Source organism: Prevotella heparinolytica (assembly GCF_002998535.1).
Classification (GTDB): Bacteria; Bacteroidota; Bacteroidia; order Bacteroidales; family Bacteroidaceae; genus Bacteroides; species Bacteroides heparinolyticus.
Window position 1 is genome coordinate 1592436 of record NZ_CP027234.1, and the last position, 22584, is coordinate 1615019.

17 protein-coding genes are annotated in these 22584 nt (G+C 46.2%); 15 read left to right on the plus strand and 2 right to left on the minus strand.

Features of this window, described 5'->3' with window-relative positions:
* The 8 genes from C3V43_RS06625 to C3V43_RS06660 all read left to right on the plus strand — a co-directional run bounded on the left by C3V43_RS06625 (position 1) and on the right by C3V43_RS06660 (position 9673).
* Positions 1 to 495, plus strand: a complete 495-nt coding sequence (locus C3V43_RS06625; protein ID WP_106069124.1) for a hypothetical protein — start codon at positions 1 to 3, stop codon at positions 493 to 495.
* On the plus strand, positions 449 to 952 hold the full coding sequence (locus tag C3V43_RS06630; RefSeq protein ID WP_217349955.1) for a hypothetical protein: 504 nt from the start codon (positions 449 to 451) through the stop codon (positions 950 to 952). The genes C3V43_RS06625 and C3V43_RS06630 overlap by 47 nt, the downstream gene beginning before the upstream one ends.
* Positions 953 to 1221: 269 nt before the next feature.
* Entirely contained in the window at positions 1222 to 1797 is a 576-nt protein-coding gene (locus C3V43_RS06635; RefSeq protein ID WP_129588733.1) for a hypothetical protein, read from the plus strand.
* A gap of 579 nt (positions 1798 to 2376) precedes the next feature.
* Positions 2377 to 2904, plus strand: a complete 528-nt coding sequence (locus C3V43_RS14680) for a hypothetical protein (protein ID WP_129588734.1) — start codon at positions 2377 to 2379, stop codon at positions 2902 to 2904.
* An 892-nt stretch (positions 2905 to 3796) separates the two neighbouring features.
* Positions 3797 to 5197, plus strand: a complete 1401-nt coding sequence (locus C3V43_RS06645; RefSeq protein ID WP_106069128.1) for an ATP-binding protein — start codon at positions 3797 to 3799, stop codon at positions 5195 to 5197.
* Positions 5198 to 5394: 197 nt separating this feature from the next.
* Positions 5395 to 7605, plus strand: coding sequence for a S9 family peptidase (locus C3V43_RS06650; RefSeq protein ID WP_106070490.1), 2211 nt, complete (start codon positions 5395 to 5397; stop codon positions 7603 to 7605).
* Between the two features lie 19 nt (positions 7606 to 7624).
* Positions 7625 to 8506 (plus strand): lipoyl synthase, encoded by an 882-nt coding sequence (lipA, locus tag C3V43_RS06655; RefSeq protein WP_106042539.1) that lies wholly within the window; start codon positions 7625 to 7627, stop codon positions 8504 to 8506.
* 48 nt (positions 8507 to 8554) lie between these two features.
* A complete protein-coding gene (locus tag C3V43_RS06660) occupies positions 8555 to 9673 on the plus strand; it encodes a hypothetical protein (RefSeq protein ID WP_106069129.1) in 1119 nt (372 codons plus the stop codon).
* Here the strand turns inward: C3V43_RS06660 and C3V43_RS06665 are convergent.
* Together C3V43_RS06665 and C3V43_RS06670 are read right to left on the minus strand one after the other, a co-directional pair.
* Complete coding sequence (locus C3V43_RS06665) at positions 9639 to 10343, minus strand: SAM-dependent methyltransferase (protein ID WP_106069130.1); 705 nt, start codon at positions 10341 to 10343, stop codon at positions 9639 to 9641. The two genes, C3V43_RS06660 and C3V43_RS06665, sit on opposite strands and share 35 nt — an antisense overlap.
* Before the next feature lie 94 nt (positions 10344 to 10437).
* The gene (locus C3V43_RS06670) at positions 10438 to 11295 is read right to left on the minus strand and encodes an enoyl-ACP reductase FabI (protein WP_106043424.1); all 858 of its coding nucleotides are present in this window, start codon (positions 11293 to 11295) and stop codon (positions 10438 to 10440) included.
* Positions 11296 to 11641: 346 nt separating this feature from the next.
* On the opposite strand from C3V43_RS06670, the gene C3V43_RS06675 reads away from it, so the two are divergent.
* The 7 genes from C3V43_RS06675 to C3V43_RS06705 all read left to right on the plus strand — a co-directional run bounded on the left by C3V43_RS06675 (position 11642) and on the right by C3V43_RS06705 (position 22570).
* Positions 11642 to 13240, plus strand: a complete 1599-nt coding sequence (locus C3V43_RS06675) for a glycoside hydrolase family 28 protein (RefSeq protein WP_106069131.1) — start codon at positions 11642 to 11644, stop codon at positions 13238 to 13240.
* Positions 13241 to 14497 (plus strand): DUF4861 domain-containing protein, encoded by a 1257-nt coding sequence (locus tag C3V43_RS06680; protein WP_106069132.1) that lies wholly within the window; start codon positions 13241 to 13243, stop codon positions 14495 to 14497. It begins immediately after the preceding gene.
* 68 nt (positions 14498 to 14565) lie between these two features.
* Entirely contained in the window at positions 14566 to 16242 is a 1677-nt protein-coding gene (locus tag C3V43_RS06685) for a glycoside hydrolase family 43 protein (protein WP_106069133.1), read from the plus strand.
* A 133-nt stretch (positions 16243 to 16375) separates the two neighbouring features.
* Positions 16376 to 17032, plus strand: a complete 657-nt coding sequence (locus C3V43_RS06690; protein WP_106069134.1) for an HAD family hydrolase — start codon at positions 16376 to 16378, stop codon at positions 17030 to 17032.
* An 84-nt stretch (positions 17033 to 17116) separates the two neighbouring features.
* The gene (locus C3V43_RS06695) at positions 17117 to 17365 is read left to right on the plus strand and encodes a hypothetical protein (RefSeq protein WP_129588735.1); all 249 of its coding nucleotides are present in this window, start codon (positions 17117 to 17119) and stop codon (positions 17363 to 17365) included.
* A 192-nt stretch (positions 17366 to 17557) separates the two neighbouring features.
* The gene (locus C3V43_RS06700; RefSeq protein WP_164996220.1) at positions 17558 to 20782 is read left to right on the plus strand and encodes a SusC/RagA family TonB-linked outer membrane protein; all 3225 of its coding nucleotides are present in this window, start codon (positions 17558 to 17560) and stop codon (positions 20780 to 20782) included.
* Positions 20783 to 20803: 21 nt separating this feature from the next.
* Positions 20804 to 22570: a RagB/SusD family nutrient uptake outer membrane protein gene (locus C3V43_RS06705; protein WP_106069137.1), complete on the plus strand. Its 1767-nt coding sequence runs from the start codon at positions 20804 to 20806 to the stop codon at positions 22568 to 22570.
* Positions 22571 to 22584 lie beyond the last annotated feature (14 nt).

Genomic DNA, 22584 nt, shown 5'->3' on the forward strand with positions numbered 1-22584 from the left:
ATGCTAAGAATAGAAGGTAAACAGATAGAGGCAATAGATTTGGATTATCTTAAAAGAGAACCTGATGTAATTATTAATGCGCTGAATTTTGAGTTGTATTCAGGCCTGTCGATTAAACAATCTATTATTGATAGGCTTGACCTACCGGCTTTTCTCTTTCATTCAGAAGTAGTTATTCGTGATTGCATCATTAAAGAGGTACAACTCTCCTATTGTTGGTTTATAAATGGACTGGAATTTACCAATAATACTATTCTGCAAGAAGCAACTTTCGAAGCCGGAGGACATAACAAAAAGCCGTTCATAATGAAAGAAAATATATTCCATGGCTTTCTGAATTTCTTCGATTGTCAATTTGGAGATACCGTTTATTTTTCTAATAACACTCTATTAGAAGGATGTAACTTATTAGGGAATAAAGGGGAAGGATATGAAACCTTATTCGATAATGGAATTATTCAGCATGGAAACAAGGGAAAGCTCGATTTGGAATAAAAATATAAGATTGTTCGATATCGCACTTAAGTATAACATTATAGATATCTCTGTCATAACTTCTTGGGCTGATGATTATATTCTGAATAATGAAATAGATGTAAACCATTATTTCATTATTGAAATATCTTGGGCTCATACGAAAGAACGTATCCAAGAGATTTTAATGGATGAAATTTATAAGAGAGAAATAACTAATCTGAAAATTCGGGGTAACTTATTCTTTCCACTTTTGAGTTTATACGATTTATCTTCTGACACGAACTTCATATTCATTATAAATAAATTATTGGCATTGGCTTTAGATGATGAAGTAGATTTTTCAGAAAAAGAAATGGAATTAATCTACTATGTCGACGAGTGTAGAGATGAATATCTTGATGGGGTCATGAGTTTCGAAGAGGCTTTAGAAAATTTACTTTTACTTTTATCAGAAAAACTGTTCATCAAGTTCTGAATTGACTCAAGCATGTGGGCATTATGTATGATAATAAGCACAAACCGGACAGAGATTCGGTCTATATTTATACAAAAGAGGCAAGAAAATTAGGAGGAAACAAATGGCAAAAGAAGTAACGTTATCCAAAAGTGAATACCAATATCTTGTACACTCCCTATTAAAAGGACATGAGAATTTATTAAACAAGATCAAGTCCTTCAATTCAGGAGATTCTATAAAGCTCTGTTTAGATGAAAATATAGCATTTGAAATTCGGAATAAACAAAATGGAAGAGAGTAGCTATTGCAAAGATGATATTTATGAACTTATTCATAAACTCATTGCGGGAGAAATAAATGAAAATGATTTTTCAGACGAATATTATGTTGCTTATATTTATTATAGCGATTATTGGAATACCTCAGGAAACTTAAACGAGACGGAGTTGTCGCTATTCAATCAATTAGCCGAAACAGCTAATAGCTTAGTCTCATTTGCAGAAATGAAACTCAGCTACAATGAAGTTACGATACTAAAAGAGAGATTGAAAAGTAAAGCCATACAGATCTCAAAGAAAATGTTCATACCTAATCTTTTAGAACAATACTTTTGTGATAAAATCAGTACTATAGACTTTTGTAACAAATTCTACGAATGGTATGATATGGGCATCTATAGAGATGAAACGGATCAAAACAAAAAAATATGGTTTGATGAATTAAGTATAATAGCCGGACGATATTCAGAGTTCAGTGAAGATCATAAGATAGCTCCAAAAGTTTATACTACAGAAGCTGAAATAAAAGCAAAAGTAAAAGATATTCTACAACTCCTTCAAACAAATTTATCGCAATGCTGTTAGCATTCAAAAGAATATATGTATTTTTGTATCCAACCCGCAGAAATTAGATTTTTACAGAAACAATAAAATGATGAAGCAATGGAGACCGTGGTAGCTAAAATTATATCTATGCCGGATATAGAATACATGTATGATAATGAAAACAGACCGGGCACATGCCCGATTTGTCATAACACATTAGAAAAAATACCGGATGTTCATTACAAGGTCGAAAAAAAAAGAGCCGATATATTGTGCACATACGACGGATATTGTATTGTTACGGAGAAGTTTAAAGAATTTTGCAATGAAAACAAGTACCCCAATATTACTTTTATAGCACTTACAGACTCTATCGGATACTACTTTTTTATGCCGCATGACATTTATAAATTGGATTACATCCACCGTAAAACTCAATTTTTAAATAAAAGAGAATGTTGCGGCAGTTACGACGAAATCATCGGAGCAACTCCCGCATACAAGCTCTCAAGTTTTTCTACCGAATCTGATGATTTTATCAACCGGTCGGAATATCTTTTTGGAACTAAAGGATGTAAGGATTCTCTCATTATTATAGGACTAAAAACGCAACAAAAGATGAAAGCATTTGGTTTGAAAGGAATAAGCTATGACAATGTTTATTCCATTGAAATGACTTATGGGAAACCCAAACCCATGGAAGATGTGACCCTGCAAGACATGCAGAAAAATCCAATCTGGATATTTGCCTTGGATGAAGAAGAAAACGAGGAGATAGACGAAACTTGGCAAAAACCGGTATTGAATTACGACAACGTGACATACGAACTCGTCGAAGCGTATATCCTGATGAAAAGCAGCGACGGGCAGTATGACGTATCGGCAAATCTGGATATCGAAGAGGAAACGCTGGACGACGTCACTTATTGGGATTCCGAGCAAGAATGTTGGATTCCGATAGAGAGTATCGGGAATTACAAAGAATTGCAATTCGTTGCCATTCCTAAAATAGAAAAAGAAGCCGATGTCATCTTCGGATTTGACGAGACGAAAAATAGGTTCAGCTCTGTAAGGAGTCAGGCGCAGCCAAAGAAAAAGCGAAAAGGCGTATTTTCTTTCTTTGCATCGCTGTTTAAAAGAAAATAATTCAGAATCGTAGAAGGATGCTAAGAATAGAGGGTAAACAGACCACATTATTGAGAATTAATACCGAGTGATTATCAAAAAGCATTCCTTGCGAGAGATATCTGTAGGCGGGGTTTGGTATATATATCTACCGTGCTACATCTATATTTCCGGCAGGCTGCATCTATAGTTCCGGATGAGGGCATCTATATAGCGAGCCGGAGCAAGGAGAAAAACTCTCTAAGAGGTAAATGTTTTTCTTTTCTTGAAAGACTTCGGGATTGGAAATGCATGGCGTATCTTTCACATAATCGGTTTTTATGGGGAGCGAAATAGTACGGACCTTGTGCGACAACTCGGCACGAACCGACGAGCGACTGCCTGCCGACTGCTTGCCAACTCCGAGCCGACTCGGAGTTGGCAAGCAGTCGATGAGCTACCCCAAAAGACCATAACACTCAATATATCAACAATTTAGCAGTTCTTTTTCCCTCGCGCGCGCGAGAAAAGAAAAGAAAAGAAAAAAGAAGAAAAGAATAGAAAAGACCTCCCCCATATCCCTCATTGTGAAGTGCATCCCAAAAAAGTTGGAGGTGGAGGAGGTGGAGGCAGGCCTGCGCCCACACTTTATGCACCGTAACATGAGGGCGGAGCGAGGCTAAGGTGTGGGCTTACGGACGGTAAAGTGTGAGGTTACGGGCAATGACATGCGAGCTTACGGACGGTGAAGTGTGGAGAAACTTTCCGAAAACCATTCGCCATACAATAAATCTTCGTAACTTTAGCCGCTGAAAACATTGCGGTAATCGCTTAAATGGCATGGTTCAATGCCATAAGGCTGCAAATGGCATCGCTATGTCACTAATATTCAAAAGAATAATTTTATTATTATATCGGATTTCACGTAATATATATGAGCAAGATAACAGCAAAAGAATGTCAGAACGTCGAATACAAGCGTAGCTGGCAAGACGAATATCTAAAGTGGATTTGCGGCTTTGCGAATGCACAAGGAGCTGTTATGTATTTTGGAGTGGATGATGATCTCGAAATATATGGCCTGAAGAACATCACGAAACTGATGGAAGACATTCCCAACAAGATTGTTAACAGCATGGGGCTGGTGGTAGATGTAAACCTCTATGAGCAGGACGGATTAGAATACATAGAGATAACAATTGACCCTAGTAACGTGCCTATCAGTTACAAAGGTAAATATTACTATCGCTCCGGCAGTACTTTGCAGGAATTGAATGGCGCAGCCTTGCAGCAATTCATCTTAAAGAAGATGGGACGCTCATGGGATGACATCACGAATGACCGTGCAACACTGAATGACATTGACCGAAAGGCTATAGAATATTTCTTGCGTAGAGGTATTGAAGCAGACCGCATACCTGAAGACCAGCGCAATGCTTCAACTGAAGATATATTGACAAGCCTGCATCTGATGGATGAAGATGAGCATCTAAAGAATGCTACACTTTTGCTTTTTGGCAAAGATCCATTGAAATTCTTCACCGGTGTAAGATTCAAAATTGGCCGTTTTGGTGTTGACGAAGCAGATTTGTTGATACAGGATGTGATAGAAGGCAACATAATCCAAATGGCTGACCGCGTAGTAGAAGTGTTGAAAGCAAAATATCTGGCTTCGCCTATACGCTTTGAGGGCATGCTTCGTATCGAGGAATTGGAAGTCCCGATAGAGGCTTTGCGAGAAATACTATATAATAGCATCGCCCATAAGGATTACACAGGACCTGACATACAGATGCGTGTATATGATGACCATGTGGAGATATGGAACGAGGGCACACTGCCGGAAGGATATGACGAGAGTGTGCTTTACGGCAAGCATTCATCCAAGCCTCGCAATCGGAACATTGCCGATACGATGTTCAAGGCAGGTTTTATCGACACATGGGGACGTGGCTATTCCAAAATCCGTGACGGATTCAAGAAAGTAGGGCTGCCTATACCCACGGTCAAATCTGATTGCGGTGGTACACTTGTAACATTTAAGCGTGGCTATGACGTCGCAAGCGGAAAGAAAATTATCGGTAGTGATGTCACCAGCAATGTCACGAGTGACGTCACCAGTTTGTCACGAGAGCAACTATCTGACAGACAAAGAGAAATCAGCAAAATGATTGAAAACAATCCACGTATCTCCGTGAAAGAATTGTCACTGGTTCTCTCACTATCCGAGAGGACAGTTAAGAGAGACCTTGCAGCCATGCAAAAGGTGGGTGTATTGATTCGCGAGGGAAATACAAGTGCAGGACATTGGGTAATCATTCAAGAGCAACGTTGAAGATGGCTATTAGTTAGTTTTTCAGCCAAAAAGTCATTCGCCATACAATAAATCTTCGTAACTTTAGCCGCTGAAAACATTGCGGTAATCGCTTAAATGGCATGGTTCAATGCCATAAGCCTGCGAATGGTATCGCTATGTCGCTAATATTCAGAAAAATAATTTTATTATACCGAATTTACGTTATATTGATGGATATGAAAAAAATCTGCTGTCTCCTCCTTTTCTGCCTCTGCACATTGGCAAGCCTTGCCCAAAACGGCAAAGCGCTTGACCTGAAAGAAATCGTATCGGGCAAATTCACGCCCAAGAACATTTCAGGCGTCATCCCCATTCCGGGCGACGGCGAACATTACTCGCAGATGAATGCCGACAGAACGCAAATCATAAAATACTCTTTCAAAACGGGAAAGCAGGTGGAAGTGTTGTTCGACGCCGCCACCGCACGCGAATGCCCTTTCAAAAGCTTCGACAGCTACAGCTTTGCTCCCGACGGCAGCAAACTGCTTATCGCTACGGAAAAAACCCCCATCTATCGCCATTCCTATACGGCAGTGCACTACATCTACAGCCTGAAGCGCAACCTCGACGGACGGATAAACAACATAGTGGAAAGGCTTTCGGACGGAGGCCCGCAACAAGTGCCGGTGTTCTCGCCGGACGGTAACCAAGTGGCTTTTGTGCGCAACAACAACATCTTCCTCGTGAAACTGCTTTACGGCAACAGCGAAAGCCAAGTGACGGAGGACGGCAAACAGAACGAAGTTCTGAACGGCATTCCCGACTGGGTGTATGAAGAGGAGTTCGCCTTCGACCGTGCCTTGGAGTTCAGTGCCGACAATCAGATGCTGGCCTTTATCCGCTGGGACGAGAGGGAAGTGCCCTCCTACTCCATGCAGCTCTTTGCCGGACAGTGGCCTCGCCTCGCCCCGTTCGCAAAGTATCCGGGAGAATATGCGTATAAATATCCCAAAACAGGTGAGGCCAACTCCAAAGTATCGGTACATACCTTCGACATCAAATCGAAGGTGACCCGCAAAATAAACGTACCCGTAGAGGCCGACGGATATATTCCGCGCATACGCTTCACCAAAGATCCTGACAAACTTGCCATCATGACCCTGAACCGCCATCAGAACCGGTTCGACATGTACTTTGCCAACCCGCGCAGCACCGTAGCCAAATTAGCCCTGCGAGACGAAAGCGATACGTACATCAGCGAAGACGTATTCGACAACATCGTTTTCTATCCGGAGAACTTCAGCTTCGTAAGCGAAAAAAGCGGCTACAAGCACCTATACTGGTACAGCATAGGCGGCAACCTGCTGAAGCAAGTAACCTCCGGAGAGTATGAGGTACGCAAGTTTCTGGGCTACGATGCCGAAGAGGGCAGCTTCTACTTCAGCAGCAACGAAGAAAGCCCGATGCGCACTGCAATCTATAAAACAGACCGGAAAGGGAAAAAAATAAAGTTATCGGCACAAAGCGGAACAAACAGCGCTCAGTTCAGCGCCAACATGAAGTACTACATGAACCGTTACTCCGCACTGGACACACCTACCGTCATCACCCTGAACGACAACACGGGCAAGACACTCGCCACCCTCATGGACAACGCCGCCTTGAAACAGGAGATTGCCAATTATGACATGCCACGGAAAGAGTTCTTTACCTTCCGGACCACCGACGGCACCGCACTGAACGGCTGGATGATGAAACCGACCGGCTTCTCTGCCGGGAAGAAATATCCGGTACTGATGTACCAGTATAGCGGTCCCGGTTCGCAACAAGTAACAGACAGGTTCAGCGTCAGTTGGGAAACCTACATGGCATCGCAAGGCTATATCGTGGTGTGTGTAGACGGACGGGGCACCGGCGGACGGGGTGCCGACTTCACCAAGTGCACCTACTTGAACTTGGGAGTCAAGGAAGCCAAAGACCAAGTGGAAACGGCCCTCTACATGGGCAGCCAACCCTATGTGGACAAAAACCGCATCGGCATTTGGGGATGGAGTTATGGAGGATACATGACCATTATGAGCATGAGCGAAGGAACGCCGGTGTTCAAAGCCGGAGCAGCCGTGGCCGCCGTGGCCGACTGGAACTATTACGACACCATCTACGGCGAACGTTTCATGCGCACTCCGAAAGAGAACGCCGAAGGCTACAAAGCCGGCTCGGCCTTTACCCGCGCCGACAAGCTGAACGGCCGGCTGTTGCTGGTGCATGGCATGGCCGACGACAACGTGCACTTCCAGAACTGTGCGGAATATGCCGAAGAGTTGGTGCAACTGGGCAAGCAATTCGACATGCAGATCTACACCAACCGCAATCACGGCATTTACGGAGGAAACACACGGCTTCACCTGTACACGCGGCTGACCGACTTTTTCAAAAACAACCTCTGATACCGATACGAATAAGGATATGCCGGAAAGAGTACGCAAGCCTGAATGGCTCAAAATAAGCATCGCCGCCAACGAGCGATATGCCGAGACCAAACGCATCGTCGAATCGCACTGCCTGCATACGATTTGCAGCAGCGGCCGTTGCCCCAACATGGGCGAATGCTGGGGAAAAGGCACTGCCACCTTCATGATCGGAGGGAATATATGCACGCGCAGTTGCAAGTTCTGCAACACACAAACCGGAAAGCCCCTGCCGCCGGATGCCGAAGAGCCTACGCATGTGGCAGAATCCATTGCCTTGATGAAACTCGCGCATGCGGTAGTCACTTCCGTAGACCGTGACGACCTCCCCGATCTGGGGGCATCGCATTGGGCACGCACCATCAGGGAAATCAAACGCCTCAACCCCAAGACAACCGTGGAAGTATTGATTCCGGACTTTCAGGGACGAAAGGAACTTGTTGAGCAAGTCATCAACGAACGTCCGGAAATCATTTCGCACAACATGGAAACCGTGCGCCGCATCAGTCCGTTGGTGCGCAGCGCAGCCAAATACGAAACCAGTCTTGAAGTGCTGCGGCAAATAGCCGGAAGCGGCACCACAACCAAATCGGGCATCATGGTAGGTTTGGGCGAGACCCCGGAAGAGGTGGAGGAACTGATGGACGACCTGATAGGAGCGGGTTGCCACATACTGACCATAGGGCAATACCTGCAACCCACGCACAAGCATTATCCGGTAGCGGCATATATCACGCCCGAACAATTTGCCCTTTACAAAGAAATCGGACTGAAGAAAGGATTCCGTCAGGTGGAAAGCGCGCCTTTAGTGCGTTCTTCCTATCATGCGGAGAAGCACATCTGCCCCGCACAAAAAAAGAATGAAGGAAGAAACATTTGATACGCTCGGTTGTTATGATGTAAAGAAGAGAAAGAAATCATACAACGAATGAGGAGTCAAAAAATTCTATCATACAAATTCAACCTGTCGCTGGGATTCATACCTGTCATAATAACCTTTGTGTTATGCGAAATTATGACACAAGAGGATGCCATCTATATAGGTGCGGGGATAGGTGTCGTTCTCAGCATGCTTGCCTTGCGGAAAAAAGACTATAATATTCCGCAAATCATACTGTACAGCAGCACCGCAATGCTCCTATTATTGGCAATAGCCACACTGCTCATCCCCCATTATTGCCCCCGCTCCATGTTCCCCCTCACATTGGAGATTTGCGTCGTCATACCGCCGCTCATCATATACTTCAACCGGAAACGCTTTCTGCGGCATCAAACGGAGCAAGCACAGAAGTGCTGCAAACCGGTTTTTATGCAGGGAGCGGAGGCTACCGTCGTGTCTGCACGGGTCATTCTCCTCATCGCTCTTCTGCATTTCCTGATTATTCTGTGCGCCATGCTGGTAAGTCGTCCTTTGGGAAATGCCACCCGGCATTTGCTGTTCAACGTGGCTCCGCTTCTCGTATTTATTCTGGGTATCCTGTTCAACCAGTTCGGCATTCTCTATTTTAACTCACTTATGAGGAATGAGGTCTTTTTCCCGATAGTCAACATGCGGGGAGATGTCATCGGGAAAGCATTGGCTTCGGATGCCGTAAGCCGGAAAAACAATTATATCAACCCGGTCGTCCGGATTGCCGTCATGTCAAACGGCATGCTGTTTCTCCTACCTCGCCATCAATGCTGCGCTTTCGAGAGAGGTAAAACAGATTTATTGCTGGAAGGTTATCTGATTTACAAAGAAACCTTGGAGGAAGGGGCAAAGAGGATACTGAAGGAAACATTACCCTCCGCCCCGGCGGAAGAGTTGCGTTTCAACTTCGTATATCACTTTGAAAACGAAACGACCAACCGGCTGGTCTATCTCTTTACACTCGATTTGAAAGACGATTCCATCCTATGCAATGACAACTTCAAAGGCGGGAAATTATGGACGCTCCGGCAAATGGAAGATAATATGGGACGGAACTTCTTCGGCAGTTGCTTGGAACATGAATACGAAAACCTGAAAGATATTATCTATACAAGAGAAAAATACAAGGAATCTTAGACAGGTCGGGAGTGCGGCCCTGCCATTCCTTCACGGTTTTGGTTTTGATATATTCCCCCTCGCAAGTAATGTTTGCCGCAATACAGAGCTTGGTTTGCGGGCGGCAATTATGAAGGATGTCCTCTATCATCTTGTTGTTACGGTAGGGCGTTTCGATGAAGAGTTGTGTCTGATGTTCATTGTATATTCTCTGTTCCAACGCCTTTATTTTTTTGGCGCGCTCCGCCGGCTCTATGGGAAGATAGCCGTGAAAGGCAAAACTTTGTCCGTTGAATCCGGAAGCCATGACAGACAGGATAATGGAAGAAGGCCCTACCAACGGAATCACTCTCAGGTTTTTGCGTTGGGCAATGGCTACTACATCGGCACCGGGATCGGCCACAGCCGGACAACCGGCTTCAGAGATTACTCCCATCGGCTGCCCTTCTATCAACGGTTTCAGATAACCGGATATCTCTTCGGGAGATGTGTGCTTGTTCAGCGTATAAAACGTCAACGCATCAATATCCGTTTCCTTATCCGCTTTTTTCAGAAAGCGGCGCGCAGAACGCACATCCTCCACTATAAAATGACGGATTCCCGATATCACCTCTCTATTATAAGACGGCAATACCGTGTCTATGGACGTATCGCCCAGGGTGACGGGCAAAAGATAAAGTGCGGGTTCCATTTGGGTAGAAATTAGAGAATAAATTCAGACGTTAGAAAATAGAGAATAGAAATATCCAAAGTCTAACGTCTATCTTCTAACGTCTAATAAAAAATCATCCGTAAATGATGTTTCCGTTTTCGTCCTTATACTCATCCAGACCTTTCTCATAAGTGGCCATGGCGCGAAGGCTCATGCCTACACTGGAGAAACCGCCGTCGTGGAACAGGTTCTGCATGGTCACCTTACGGGTAAGGTCGGAGAACATGACGATGCAATAGTCGGCACATTCATCGGCAGAAGCATTGCCGAGCGGAGACATACGGTTGGCAAAGTCGAACAGTTTGTCCATACCTTTTACGCCGGCACCGGCCGTTGTCATGGTAGGCGACTGTGAAATGGTATTGACACGCACATGGTGCTCGCGTCCGTAGATGTAGCCGAAACTGCGGGCAATGGACTCCAACAACGCTTTGGCATCTGCCATGTCGTTGTAACCGTAGAATGTACGTTGTGCAGCCACGTAGCTCAGTGCAAGGATAGAGCCGTACTCGGCAATGGCGTTCAGCTTCTTGGCTGCCTGTATCATCTTATGGAAAGAGATGGCAGAGATATCCAGCGTCTTGTCCAGCATATCATAATCCAAATCGTCATAAGTGCGTTTCTTGCGCACATTGGGCGACATGCCGATGGAATGCAACACAAAGTCGATTTGTCCGCCCAGTACTTCCATGGAGCGTTTGAATACATTCTCCAAATCTTCTACACTCGTTGCATCCGCAGCAATGACCTCGCAATTCAGTTTCTCGGCCAGTGCGGATACTTCGCCCATGCGCACGGCAACGGGGGTATTTGACAAGGTGATGGTTGCACCTTCTTCTACTGCTTTTTCTGCTACTTTCCAGGCAATGGACTGCTCGTTCAGAGCACCGAAAATAATGCCTCTTTTTCCCTTCAATAAATTATAACTCATACCTATATTTACTAAAAATTCGGTTGCAAAGATAGGAAGTTTCCGCATATTTCTGCATAAAAACCTCAAAAGTGTGCAAAAGAAAGAGGCAAACGACAAAAAATACACCAAAACCAACAAATAGTGCACATCGTTTCCGCCGAAGCCCGATACATTTGCAACCGGTAATTAAAGAGGTTTTTTCATAATATTTATTTAAGGTTAGAATTAGGTTAACATGAATCAACTTATTATTTCTTCCGCAGGCCACCCGTGAGGGCCGCTTGCGGAGAAATGATAAAACCCCTCTTCGGTTACGCCTCCCGCAATCTCGGTAAATTTATAATTAAATAATATAGTATCGCGAATGAACACACTTATCAAAAAATGGTTAGTGATTACTGCCTTATCGCTCCCGTTGCAGCCTGCACAGAACATCGCATCGGCACAATGCGGAAATCATATAGACGAAGCTATCTATGAGAATCTGCCATTCGATATGCCTAAAGTGGAACAACCCGTATTTCCGGATTATTCGGTAAATATCCTGCAATTCGGCGCAAAAAGCGATGGCATTACCCTCAACACGAAAGCAATCAACGATGCCATAAAAGAGGTAAACATGCACGGAGGAGGAAGGGTTATCATTCCCGAAGGGCTGTGGCTGACCGGTCCTATCGAACTGTTGAGTAATGTAAACCTTTACACGGAAAAGAATGCATTGGTGGTATTTACAGACGACTTCGATGCTTATCCCATCATAAAGACCTCTTTCGAAGGGCTGGAAACACGCCGTTGCCAATCGCCCATCTCGGCATGGAATGCTGAAAACATAGCTATCACCGGTCATGGTGTATTCGACGGTTCGGGCGACAGTTGGCGCCCTGTGAAGCAAAGCAAGCTCACGGTTTCCCAATGGAATGCGCTGGTAAAATCGGGCGGCGTGGTAGACAAATCGATATGGTATCCCACTGCCGGCTCATTGAAAGGCGCATTGGCTTGCAAGGACTTCAACAATCCCGAAGGCATCGAAACCGATGAGGAATGGAACGAGATACGCCCGTGGCTGCGTCCGGTGCTACTGAATATCGTCAAGAGCAGAAAGGTGCTGTTAGAAGGAGTAACATTCAAAAACTCTCCCAGCTGGTGCCTGCACCCGCTGTCGTGCGAACACATCACCATCAATAAAGTGAAGGCGTTCAATCCGTGGTACTCGCAAAACGGTGATGCGCTGGACCTGGAATCGTGTAAAAACGCCCTTATCATCAACAATATTTTTGATGCCGGCGACGATGCCATTTGCATTAAATCGGGAAAAGATGAGGACGGACGCAAACGCGGAGAGCCTTGCCAAAACGTAATCGTAAAAAACAACACAGTGCTGCACGGGCATGGCGGTTTCGTGGTGGGCAGCGAGATGTCCGGCGGGGTGAAGAATATCTATGTGTCCGATTGTACTTTCCTCGGAACGGATGTAGGGCTTCGATTCAAGAGTACCCGTGGTAGGGGCGGTGTGGTGGAAGGAATTTATATCAATAACATTCACATGATTGATATTCCTCACGAACCGTTGCTGTTCGACTTGTTCTATGGCGGCAAAGGTGCCGGCGAGGAAACGGAGGAGGAGCTGGCCGGACGCATGCGGGCAAGCGTTCCGCCCGTGACAGTGGAGACACCCGCTTTCCGTGACATTCATATTTCCAATATCATCTGCAAAGGGGCGGGGCGTGCCATGTTTTTCAACGGACTGCCGGAAATGCCTATCAAGAATGTCACTGTGAAGAATGTCACTATCAGCGAAGCTAAGGAAGGAGTAGTTGTCAGTCAGGCAGAAGGAATAATCTTCGAGAATATCCGCATCGAGACAAACGGGGAAACGCTGGAGGTGAAAAGCGCAAAAGCCTTGATAGTTAATGGTAAAAGCTACAAGAATATCGATGCCAAAGGAATCAGATTGAGCTTTTAAATGAAAACTGCTTCACTCATCATCTTTGTCTGGCTGTTGTGCAGCAGCTATATGTATGCACAGACTGCCCCGCAAACCGCCACATACTCCATAGAAGTGGTCAATTCTTGGGACAAAGCCCAAACGGATGCTCCCATAGTCATCAAACTGTCCGAACTGAAAAGCAGGTTTCGTATACAGTCGGCCGTAGTAAAAGATGGAGATGTGGAAATACCGTCGCAATTGGACGACCTGAACGGTGACTCGAAAGCCGACGAGCTGGCCTTCGTCATCGACATGCCCGCCAATGGAAGGAAAGTACTTTCCGTGACATTCTCGGCCGATAAAACCGCCAAGGTTTATCCTGCACGCGTATTTGCCACCATGCTGGTGCGCGATGCAGGGAAGCAGAAGCATGCACCGGTACAATCAGTCACAGCACCCGGAACGACTGACTTCTATAACATGCTGTATGGGCACGGGCCGATGTTCGAGTCCGAATTGGCAGCCTATCGTATCTACTTCAACCCGAAACAGACAGTAGACCCGTACGGTAAATTCAAGAAAGGATTGGAACTCGAAGAGAGCCGGTTTTACCCTACCGACGAGCAGCTTGCGCACGGTTTCGGCAACGATGTGCTGATGGTAGGAAGCAGTTGCGGCATCGGCACGCTGAAAGGTTGGGACGGCACTAAGGCCACCCACATCGAGCCGGTAACCTTCCGCACGGAACGTATCCTTGCATACGGTCCGGTACGCACCATTACCGACGTGGAGGTGAAAGACTGGCAATATCAAGGCAAAGAGCTGACAATGACCAACCGCTACATTCTCTATGCAGGACACCGGGACTTGCTCGTGGAGACTTTCTTCGACCAACCTCTGGAAGAAGAGACTTTCTGTACCGGCGTTCAGAACATCATGGGCGGCGAAACCCTCTCTTATTCCGACCATAAGGGGCTGATTGGAAGTTGGGGAAGATACTGGCCCATGACCGACACGGCGAAATACGCCAAAGAGACGATAGGCATTGCTACCTATGTTCCACAAAAATACATCCGCGAGGAAGTGACTGACAAGGAAAACTTCCTCTATACGCTTTCAGCCCCCGGCAGCAACCGCTTCCACCATTACACCATGTTTGCCTCCTGCAAAGAGACCTTCGGCTATCCCACCCCGGAAGCATGGTTCGCCTATATGCAAGAGTGGAAAGAAGCGCTGGAGCACCCCGTAAGTATTTCTCCCCTCATTCCACTGCCTCGCAAAGAGGAGAAGTAACCACTAATCAGAGCGCCACCTTCAACCGCGACAATAATTAAATATCAAGCTTTGAAATCTTTTTAACCATGAAAACAAGAAACCTGTATTTAGCCCTTGGCTTATTACTTGCTTTACCGCTGGAGGCACAACGACAGAATCACGTCTCGGAAGTCTGGTGTCCGGACTTGGGAAACGGAAAGTATAAAAACCCTGTTTTATACGCGGACTATTCCGATCCGGATGCCTGCCGGGTAGGAGATGACTTCTACATGACCTCTTCCAGTTTCAACTGCCTGCCGGGATTACAAATATTACACTCCAAAGATTTGGTGAACTGGAGCATTATCGGTGCTGCCATACCCTATGCACTCCCTCCGATTGAAACGCCCGAACGCCCACAACACGGCAACCGCATATGGGCACCGGCCATCCGCCATCATAACAATGAATTCTACATTTTTTGGGGAGACCCCGATCAAGGGGTTTTCATGGTGAAAGCCAAAGACCCGAAAGGACCGTGGACAGACCCCATACCGGTGAAGCCCGGAAAAGGCATTATCGATGCCTGCCCCTTTTGGGACGAGGACGGCAAAGTATACATGGTGCACGCCTATGCAGGAAGCCGTGCACAACTGAAAAGCGTCATCGCCATCTGCGAGTTGAATGCCGATGCCACCAAGGCCGTCACACAGTCGCGCATTGTCTTCGACGGTCATGAGGAACATCAGACCTGCGAAGGTCCGAAGCTTTACAAACGAGGCGGATACTATTATATCTTCCATCCAGCAGGCGGAGTTCCTACGGGATGGCAGGTTGTGCAACGTTCCAAGCATATATATGGGCCATACGAATGGCGAAAGGTATTGGAGCAAGGGAACACATCTGTCAATGGTCCCCATCAGGGTGCATGGGTAGATACTCCTGCCGGAGAAGATTGGTTCCTGCACTTCCAGGACGTGGGTGCCTACGGACGTCCGGTGCATCTGCAACCCATGAAATGGATAGATGGTTGGCCTGTTATCGGCATCGATAAAGACGGTGACGGATGCGGAGAACCCGTATCGACCTACAATAAGCCCAATGTAGGCAAGGTTTATCCAATCTGCAACCCGCAAGAGAGCGATGAATTCGACGGTTACACCCTCTCTCCGCAATGGCAATGGCAGGCCAACATCAACGAGAAATGGGCTTATTATGCCGGCGACCAAAGCCTGGTGCGCCTCTACTCATACCCGGTAGTCGACGAATACAAGAACCTATGGGATGTTGCCAACCTGCTATTGCAAAAAACTCCTTCGGACAATTTCACCACCACCATGAAACTTACGTTCAAGCCTTCGGAGAAATACAAAGGCGAACGTACAGGATTGGTTGTCATGGGATTGGATTATGCCGGGCTGATTCTGGAAAACACCGGTCACGGTCTGATGCTTTCGCAAGTATCCTGCCTGAAAGCAGACAAAGGCAGTCACGAAGAAGTGAACGGAACAACAAAGCTGAAGGAAAACACCGTTTATCTGCGTGTTGAATTCGGTTGCAAGGGAAAGAAAATAACCGAGAGTGAAGGCGGACACGACTTGGTGGTAATGTGCAACTTCGGCTACAGCCTGAACGGCAAGGAATATCATAAGCTTGGAAAACCTTTTCAGGCCAAAGAGGGAAAATGGATCGGAACGAAAATCGGCATGTTCTGCACCCGTCCCGCCATCATAGCCAACGACGGCGGTTGGGCAGATGTAGACTGGTTCAGAATCACCAAATGAAAAACGCACACGTCGGGTGCGGCATAAAAGACACACGCTGAAACCTGTCCCGTTCCGTCATCTGCCTCGCTCAAATTCCCTTTTTCCATCTCCATAAAAATGCTATCTTTGCCATCGAAAAAAAAGAAAACGAATGAAAAAGCTGATAATATTCGATTTGGACGGCACTCTGCTGAACACCATCGCCGACCTGGCACAGAGCACCAACCACGCCTTGCAGGCACTTGGCTACCCCATACATCCGGAAACAGCCTATAACTTCATGGTGGGCAACGGAATCGACAAACTGTTTGAGCGCGCCCTGCCGGAAGGAGAAAAGAACGAAGAAAACGTACTGCGCGTACGCAAAGAATTCATCCCTTATTACGACATACATAATGCCGATAAAAGCCGTCCTTATCCCGGCATACCCGAACTTCTGCTGCAATTGCAGGAGGCAGGATTGCAACCGGCCGTAGCATCCAACAAATATCAGGCTGCCACGGAAAAGCTGATTGCCCATTACTTCCCCGGCATCCGCTTTGCTGCCGTATTCGGGCAGCGCGAAGGCATCAACGTAAAGCCCGATCCGACCATCGTGCATGATATTCTTGCAATAGCCCGGACGGACAAAGAAGATGTCCTTTATGTAGGAGACTCGGGAGTGGATATGCAGACGGCCGCCAATGCAGGAATAACCGCATGCGGAGTGACGTGGGGATTCAGACCACGCACGGAACTGGAGGCTTTCCGTCCCGAATACATTGTGAACGAAGCAGGCGAAATCTTCACAATAGCCATGTCTCGTTGACCTGAAAACAGCAGGTCACTTCCTTTTCTTTTGCAAGAAGACGTTCCTTTCAAAGCTATTCGATATCCGCGGAAAAACTTTGCGATGTCCGCAGAAAAACTCTATTCCAAGCCTTGGAATATATATTTCAGGGCTTGGGATACATATTCCAAGGCTTGGAATACATATCCCGAGGTTTGGGATAGAGAATACTTCCCGTATTCGCAAACTTTTTCTGCCGACAAAGAGAACTTTTTCTGCGGACATCGCAAACTTTTTCTGCCGACAGAAATAATGTATGATATCGAGACTATTGCCGGCAACCGATACATACCGGCAACCGGAATGCAATAAGCTTCTGCCATGACACTATCGAGCAGAGCATTAACATATCGGCATGCCATAGATAACAAAAAGTACCAACCTAAAAACAGAATTTACACATCCGAGGTTTTACATCTCTATACATTTGCATCAATGATTTAACAGTGTGTGCGAACACATAGCAAAAGATGGAAACTTTTTTAAATTATAAACATGCAAAGGATGTCTAACAAAATGAAGAACATGCGCAATGCGCTACTATTTATATTAGTAGCCACGATATCACTCGGCATATCAGCGCAAAATGTAACCGTAAAAGGTACTGTGACAGACAAAACCGGAGAAACCGTAATCGGCGCATCCGTAGTTCAGAAAGGGAATAGCGGCAATGGCACGATTACCGACATAGACGGTAATTTCAGCCTAACCGTTCCCGCTAATGCCACATTGGTATTTTCTTACGTGGGTATGACCACACAAGAAGTTGCCGTCAAAGGGCAGAAAACACTCAATGTGGTTTTGTCGGATGATGCACAAGCTCTGGAAGAGGTTGTTGTCATCGGTTATGGTGCGGTAAAGCGCAAAGACCTGACCGGATCTGTGGCTACCGTTAACTCCGAAACTTTAGCAGCCGTTCCGGTAGCTTCGGCAACAGAAGCATTGACCGGGAAAATGGCCGGTGTACAAATCACCACAACCGAAGGTTCTCCCGATGCGGAATTAAAGATTCGTGTGCGTGGAGGCGGTTCTATCTCCCAAAGTAACGAGCCTTTGTTTATCGTCGACGGTTTTCCCGTAGAATCAATATCCGACATTCCGGCTACGGATATTGAAGATATGACTGTATTGAAAGATGCCTCTTCTACCGCCATCTATGGTTCGCGCGGTGCAAACGGCGTAATCTTGGTGACGACAAAATCCGGTAAAGAAGGCAAAATCTCAGTAAATTACAACACCTACTATTCATGGAAAAAGATTGCCAAGACATTGGACGTGCTTAGTGCCGCCGATTATGCGACTTGGCAATACGAGCTGGCCCAATTGAAAGGCAGCAGTTATGTTGCAGGTTACGAAAAGTTCTTCGGCTCATACACTGATTTGGATTTATATGACAATATTGCAACCAATGATTGGCAAAATCTGACTTTCGGCCGCACCGGTCATACTTTCAATCATAGCCTGAACATCAACGGAGGTAGCGACAAAATAAAATATGCTTTCAGCTACAATCACATGAATGATAAAGCCATTATGGAAGGCTCATCATATAAACGTGATAACTTCAGCCTAAAACTGAACACCAAACCCGCCAAGAATGTGACATTAGACTTTCAGGCACGTTATTCAGACACTGACATCAACGGCGGCGGTGCAAATGATGTCAGCTCTACTTACGATTCGGACAAACGCCTGAAATACTCCGTCATCTATACTCCGATACCCCTTGCCAATTTAGATTCTTCTTCTGGTAGTGCCGACGATGACTTGGGGAACCTGTATCACCCTCTGACTTCCATCTCAGACAACGATCGAATGCAGGAACGCAAAACATTGAATATTGCAGGCGGTTTCGGATGGGAAATCTTCAAGAACTTCAAAATCAAGGCCGAAGTCGGATACGATGATTATCGCAACAACGATCAGCGCTTTTGGGGATTGACCACCTATTATATAAAGAATGTGCCTTCCAAAGACAATCAGAAAAAACCGGCAGCTCAACTCGCCAATACCAATCGTCATAAGTTCCGCAGTACGAATACCGTCAGCTACGACTTCTCAAAACTGTTTAAGGGCGACAGTCATCACCTGAATGCCATGATAGGACACGAGTGGGTCATCAGTAAATCAACGGTTCAGATCAATGTCATTCATGGATTTCCCGAATCGTTCACAGCATCCGACGCATGGAAGTATTCCTCGCAAGGCAAACCTTTTACTATTGACAACTACATCAATCCCGACGAGAAGCTGTTGTCTTACTTCGGTCGTGTCAACTACGACTTTGAAAGCAAATATCTGCTGAGTGCCACATTCCGTGCCGACGGTTCTTCTAAATTCTCATCCGGCAATCAATGGGGGTACTTCCCGTCTGCCGCCGTTGCATGGCGTGTTTCTTCCGAACCTTTTATGGAAAGCGCAAAAAACTGGTTGGACGACCTGAAACTGCGTGTCAGCTACGGTACGGCCGGCAACAATAACATTCCTCCCGGCCAGATGAACTTAAACTATAAGTCATCCGCAACCAGTTGGATCAACGGATTTGACAGTTATTGGTCTGCATCCAAGATAATGCCTAACTCGGATTTGAAGTGGGAAACCACAATCACCCGCAATGTGGGTATGGATTTCACCGTATTGGGCGGCAAACTGAACGGTACTGTCGAAGTATACCTGAACACGACAAAGGATTTGTTGATTCAGTTTCCGGTTGCAGGAACCGGCTACGACTATCAATACCGTAACATGGGTAAAACACAGAATAAAGGTATTGAGGCCAGCATCAACTGGACCATTCTCGATAAAAAGAACTTCGGTTTGAGCTTCAGCGCGAATATAGGATTCAACAAGAATGAAATCAAGGATCTCGGCATCATGAACGACTTCGGTGAAGAAACCTATTGGGCATCTTCCGAAATTGGTTACGACTTCTGGATTGCCAAAGGAAGTTCCGTAGGACGGATGTACGGCTATCGCTCGGCAGGCCGTTACGAAGTAAGCGATTTCACAGGCTATGACGAAACTACCAAATCATGGAAGCTGAAAGACGGTGTAGTGGATGGGACAGCCGTTCTCGGTAAGTTGCGTCCGGGTACCATGAAACTGGCCAATGTTGACGGCAGTGCGGACAATAAAGTAACATTGGCCGACCGTGAAATCATTGGTGATGCCAATCCGGTACATACAGGTGGCTTCAGCATCAACGCTCGTGCCTACGGTTTCGACCTGAGCGCAAACTTTAACTGGAGTTACGGAAACGATGTCTACAACGCCAACAAAATGGAATTCACCAATCCCGGAAAATACCAATACCGCAATATGATTGGCGAAATGGCTGCCGGCAAACGCTGGAACAACCTGAATGCAGACGGAACCATCTGTAATGATCCCGCCCAATTAGCTGCAATGAATGCCAACACCACTATGTGGTCGCCCTATGTCAATAGCGAAAAAATGATTTTCAGCGACTGGGCCGTAGAAGACGCTTCTTTCCTGCGTCTGAATACGCTGACCTTAGGATATACGTTGCCCAAGAGCTTGCTCTCTAAAGCGCACATACAGAACTTACGTCTCTATGTAACGGCTTACAACGTATTCTGTCTTACGAACTACTCAGGATATGACCCGGAAGTATCTACCATCCGCAGAACCAACTTAACTCCGGGTGTTGACTACTCCGCTTATCCAAAGAGCCGTCAGTTTGTAGTAGGTCTTAACTTGAACTTCTAACCAAGCAAAACAATTAAAGAAATGAAAAATATAATATATAAATCCCTTTTAATGTTGTCGCTGGCAGGCGCAATGACCTCTTGCGACTTGGAAGCTCCCTCCGTTTCTGCAATGGAAGAGCCCAACCTGTTTTCCGTAAGAGACTTGGCTGAAGGCGCCGTGATGGGCATTCATCAATCCTTTGGAGAAACCAACTCCTATCGAGGCCGTTTCCTCCCTTATTACGGTATAAACACCGACCTTGAATGGATAAACAACATAGACCCTGCAAAGATTGCCGATGACGGGAAGTACGAGTTATGTACATACGCAACGCGTCCTACCAACTCACAAATGAATACCGACAACAATGCTTGGGCAAAATTCTATGAAGGCATCGAACGTGCCAACCTATGCATACGAGGCTTGCGCACCTATGCCGACCTCACGAACCCGGATTTCAGTCAACTATTAGGCGAGGCTATCACCTTGAGAGCCGTACTCTACCTCGACTTGGTAAAAGGTTGGGGAGATGTTCCCGGCCGCTTCGAGCCTAATTCTTCGGAAACGGTTTACCTGCCAAGAATGGACAGAGACTCCATTTATATACGTCTGCTCAACGACTTGAAAGAAGCTTCGGACATGGTGTCTTGGCCGAACGGTTCTACTGTCACCAAAAGCACGGAACGCATCAACAAAGCATTCGTCAAAGGGTTGCGCGCACGTACCGCTCTTTATGCCGCAGGATACAGTCAACGCGCAGACGGAATACGCCGCAGCAATAGTCCGGAACTGACGGTTGACAAGATGTACGCCATTGCAAAAGAAGAGTGTATAGATATCATTAATAACAGTGGCTGTGTGCTGGGGAACTTTATAGATAACTTTAAGAAACTTTGCCAAGACAACACCACCGCAGGCGGTGAATCCCTTTGGGAAGTTCCTTTTTCTGCCGGCCGCGGTCGTGTACTTTATACCTTCGGCGTGAAGCACAAGGCAAAAGACCAATATACGGAGCAAGCACAAGGCGGCATAAACGGCCCCCTGCCTTATCTTTTCTATGACTATGATGTAGAGGATATGCGCCGTGACATTACCTGTGTTCCTTACGAGTGGTCGTCCAATTTGGTAAATGGAAAAGCCAAACAAGAGGTGCGTAGCCTGAAAAGCTGGTGCTTCGGGAAGCTCCGTTATGAATGGATGAACCGCATTGTAACTTCTACCAACGACGACGGCGTCAACTGGCAGTACATGCGTCTGGCCGATGTATATCTGATGGCAGCAGAAGTTATCAACGAGTTGGAATCGCCTGCTGCCGCAGCTCCTTACTTGAAACCGATACTGGAGCGCGCATTGCCAGCAGCCAAAGTATCGGCATATATGACAAAAGCCACCGCAAACAAAGAAGCGTTCTTCAACGCCATCGTAGAGCAACGTGGTTTTGAGTTTGCCGGAGAATCTCTCAGAAAAGCCGATCTTATCCGTTGGAATCTTCTGAAAACCAAGATGGACGAGGCAAAAGAGAAGATGAAGCAACTGGCACGTCGCGAAGGAGCATACGCCGACCTTCCCGAAAAACTGTACTATAAGATAGACAAAGACGAAGAAACACTGCTCTTCTACGGTTTGAACCACGGCGAAACAGGCAATGCACCCGCAGGTTATGAAAGCGTCACATGGATCAATACCGAAAAACTGACCGATGAACTAATCAACAGTCTTTATCAGAAGAATCCTGATGAGAGCCAGTTTTGGCCAATTTGGCAAACATTTATCGATAACAGCAACGGCATGCTTTCTAATGACTAATTAATGAGAGATAC